Here is a 4,297-nt window from a genome sequence, read left to right on the forward strand (position 1 = left end):
GATTGAGGCTTATCAGTATGATGAGTTGCAGCGGCTTAAAAGTGTAACAAATAGCGGTAAGTTTTTTGAATACAATTTGACAGGGGATCGAACTTCCAGGACTTTTGAAGAACAAGTTGAAACGCTTCTTTATGATGACAAAGGTATGCTCGGAAGTATAAACAAAGAAGGTGTTGAAAGTGGTAATGACCAAGCACTATCTCTTAAGACGCCGATACTCAATTGGCAGCTTGATGAGACATCTGGAACGACAGCGATTGATCAGCAAGGTACGATCAATGCCCTGTATCGTGGGAATATAACACTCGGAGAGGAGCCTACGGTAGAGGGAGATTCCAGCATATATCTGAACGGTTCACAGTATACCTATGTCACCGCGGGTAACTCAGACACTGTAAAACTAACTACGGGAACTATTGAAGCCTGGATAAAAACAACAGATGCCGGAAGTGGTATGCGCGCGATTGTTTCAAAGCAAGGTGCTTATGGCGTTTTCCTGTATAAGAATCGCTTAATTTTTCACGACTTCATTAGAGGTGGAGGTAGACGCGAGTCAGGGTATTTCCCAAACGATGGCAAATGGCATCATATCGCGTTTGCGTTTGAAAGCGGCAAAACAAATGGATCAAAATTGTATTTGGACGGTCAACTTGTATTAACCAGTAAAATGACCGTTTCAACGCAAGGCTACTCCCTGATCATAGGTGCAATGGGTAACAGCGGAAATATGTATAATTTTAAAGGGAACATTGATAATGTTAAAATTTACAATGAAGCATTAAAACCGCATCAAATATCCTCACTGTTTCAGAGAAATATACAAAAGTTCAATTGGCAATTGGATGATGATGGCATAAGTTCATCCGTTAAAGACTCTTCGAATCTGTTAGATGGCATTTACAATGGAGCTGTTAGTTTTCTCCAAAATGGTTCTCCGGGAAGTAATGCGAGTGTCTATTTGGATGGCTCGTCAGGGACCTATCTGGATATGGGAAATTCGGCGAGCATACAATTAAATCAGGGAACCATAGATTTCTGGACGAAAACAAGCGATGCAGGAAGTTCAATTCGCTCACTAGTTAGTAAACCATATGCCTTTGGTGTCTATGTCGTTGACAATGAGCTATCGCTTTATGATTGGTACACTTCTGAAATAATTGGAACTGGAAGATTTATCAACGACAATAATTGGCATAATGTTGTTATGTCTTTCGAAAAGCATGGAACCGTTGAGCTATATCTGGATGGTGAATTTTTGTTATCGCGAACTCACCGCTTTGTTAATCATGATAGCCCGTTATTGTTTGGAGCTGGCCTGGGCGGGACAACACAGAATTTCAGTGGGTATATAGATAATATTAAGTTATACAATACTTCATTGTCTCTTCAGGAGGTAGCCGAATTTGAAGATGGAGCGAATTCAAAAACTGAGATCTTGCTAACCTACGACCCCAACGGCAACACCATCCAGAAAGGTGAATTCACTTTCTCCTATAACGATGCCAATCGAATGGCGACCAGCAGTGTCGGTGGCTTGGTTACCAACTATCAATACAACGCCAAAGGAGAGCGTAGTGTTAAAACGCGAAGCGGCGTCGAAACTCATTACATTTTTGATTTAAATGGTCAGTTAATTGCCGAAGCCGATGGTAATGGAAATATTCAAAAAGAATATGTTTATTTTAATGGTCAACCATTTGCGCAAGTGATTGGAGATGATGTTTATTTCTATCATAACTCGCACTTAGGCACACCGGAAATGATGACCGATGCCAATCAGAATGTTGTTTGGCAGGCGAGTTATACGCCGTTTGGTTTGGCGACGGTGACCAATGAAACGGTTGTAAATAATATTCGATTCCCCGGCCAGTATTATGACGCCGAGTCTGGGTTACATTACAACTACTTCCGGGATTACGACCCGGAGATTGGGCGATATATTCAATCTGACCCGATTGGATTGAATGGGGGGATTAATACTTATGGGTATGTATTACAGAATCCAATTAGTAATAGAGACCCCAACGGTTTGGAAGTTGAAGTCCTCGTCGGAGGAGCAAATTGGTATGACCATGTTGCTCTGAGGATAAATAATCGAGTGTATTCAAATGGGCGTTACAGAGTGCCAGGAAGAGACCCATACTTCTTTGAAATGGCTGGTCCAAATGTACTTACAGTGAAAAGTGCAAACTCATATTATGAAACGTCGGATAGTTGCGGCACATGTGAAACAAAAGGTTATAAACTAGATGTAACTCCGCAAGAGGAAGCAAAGATGATTCAATATTATCAAGGGTTAATTAATTCATCTCAACCTCATCCAACCCGCAAAAATTGGTATGTATTACCGAGCGACTATAAATTCATCGGAAACAATTGTGCCAGTACCGTTCAAGGCGCTCTTAGTGCAGGGCTACCTTGGTATCACGAGATGAGTTTGCCTGGCGTTGCCACTCCACAGACATTAGAGTTAAACTTGCAAATGAGCCCATTTTTGGTCGACGAAGTTATTCCATATCAGGAAGGTAAATCGAAACCATGAAAAAATTAGTAAGTCACGTAATTACGTTTGTCGCAGGTATAGCTTGTACCTATTTTTTCATTATTTTTGCTGGTGAAGATGCAGATATTTTGTCTATAAAACAAAATGTTCCTGTAGTGACCGACAATGATATAAAAATTGTTAATAATAATGGACACGAAATATCATTACCCAAAGGCACAAGTTTGATATTGAAATCTCAGTATAGAGAGGAAGGAACTTACTATTTAGAAATTGTAGCAACCGATTTAACCAAATTTAGCAAGTCAGACGGGACAACAACCTATTTTACTTTAGAAAAATAATAATTAAGGTGAAGCTAACAGGACTCTCATCCAAACAAAAATAGATGGTCACAGGCGGCCACCCCAAAGCTAACCGCCTAACATCCTTCCCGAATCAGCCCGATGCTTTTGTGTCGGGCTTTTCTTTGCCCTCTATTTGATCCCCTGAGCGACTTTTTTACAGCACCAATGCAATGGCATAAGTAATGAAAATACTTTAATGGTCAACCATTTGCGCAAGTGATTGGAGATGATGTTTATTTCTATCATAACTCGCACTTAGGCACGCCGGAAATGATGACCGATGCCAATCAGAATATTGTTTGGCAGGCGAGTTATACGCCGTTTGGTTTGGCGACTGTGACCAATGAAACGGTTGTGAATAATATTCGATTCCCCGGCCAGTATTATGACGCCGAGTCTGGGTTACATTACAACTACTTCCGGGATTACGACCCGGAGATAGGCAGGTACATTCAGAGTGACCCGATTGGGCTTCGTGGTGGTATGAACACCTACGCTTATGTTGGTGGAAACCCAACAAACTACATAGACCCTTATGGATTAAATCGTTGGCGTACAGTTTTCTACAGGTTTGGTAAAGAGCCGGGTCGTGTAATGCGTGATATTGGTCGATGGTTAATACCGCCGATACCACATACGCCTTCACCTCAGACAAATCCTACTCCGGGCTATGACCCTATAGCGCATGCAAATAAGGGGTCTGCAAATAAGGGGTCAGGCACATTTTACAATGAACAATGCTTGCCGTATGATAATTAATCATGCCTAGACCCACTCGCATAGAATACCAAGGTGCTTTTCATCATGTGATGAATCGTGGTCGTCATCGACGCACCATATTTCATGATACGCGCTACTTTGAAGCCTTCCTTAAAACTCTCGAAGAGGCGCATCAACGATTTGATGCAGTCATTCACGCTTATTGCTTGATGAGCAACCATTATCACCTGTTAATTGAAACACCCAAGGCTAATTTGAGCCAGATAATGAAACATATCAATGGACTTTATACCCAATAAAGATAAGGGGTCAGGCACATTTTACAATGAACAATGCTTGCCGTATGATAATTAATCATGCCTAGACCCACCCGCATAGAATACCAAGGTGCTTTTCATCATGTGATGAATCGTGGTCGTCATCGCCGAGCGATATTTCACGACAGGCGTTACTTTGAAGCCTTCCTTAAAACTCTCGAAGAGGCGCATCAACGATTTGATGCAGTCATCCACGCTTATTGCTTGATGAGCAACCATTACCATCTATTGATTGAAACCCCTAAGGCGAATCTCGGCCAGATAATGAAGCACATCAATGGACTTTATACCCAACGTTATAACCGACTCAAGAAGGTTGATGGCCCTTTGTTCAGAGGGCGTTATAAATCAATTTTGGTGGAAGCCGATGCGTACCTACTTCAACTCAGCCGATATATCCATCGCAATCC

5 protein-coding genes are annotated in these 4,297 nt (G+C 41.7%); all 5 read left to right on the forward strand.

From position 1 onward, the window contains the following. Positions 1–2,542, forward strand: a 2,542-nt coding sequence (locus IYN84_RS21600; protein WP_196141198.1) for a LamG-like jellyroll fold domain-containing protein, incomplete at its 5' end; no start/stop codon positions are given. Next, positions 2,539–2,847: a hypothetical protein gene (locus IYN84_RS20750; protein WP_196141199.1), complete on the forward strand. Its 309-nt coding sequence runs from the start codon at positions 2,539–2,541 to the stop codon at positions 2,845–2,847. The genes IYN84_RS21600 and IYN84_RS20750, both read left to right, overlap by 4 nt. 219 nt (positions 2,848–3,066) lie before the next feature. Further along, positions 3,067–3,609, forward strand: coding sequence for an RHS repeat-associated core domain-containing protein (locus tag IYN84_RS21605; protein ID WP_371735028.1), 543 nt, complete (start codon positions 3,067–3,069; stop codon positions 3,607–3,609). Between the two features lie 2 nt (positions 3,610–3,611). Further along, positions 3,612–3,869 (forward strand): transposase, encoded by a 258-nt coding sequence (locus IYN84_RS20760; protein ID WP_196141201.1) that lies wholly within the window; start codon positions 3,612–3,614, stop codon positions 3,867–3,869. Positions 3,870–3,926: 57 nt separating this feature from the next. Next, the coding region (locus IYN84_RS20765) for a transposase (protein ID WP_196141202.1) at positions 3,927–4,297 on the forward strand (371 nt) is incomplete at its 3' end.

Source organism: Aliikangiella sp. G2MR2-5, from assembly GCF_015687155.1.
Lineage (GTDB): Bacteria > Pseudomonadota > Gammaproteobacteria > Enterobacterales > Kangiellaceae > Aliikangiella.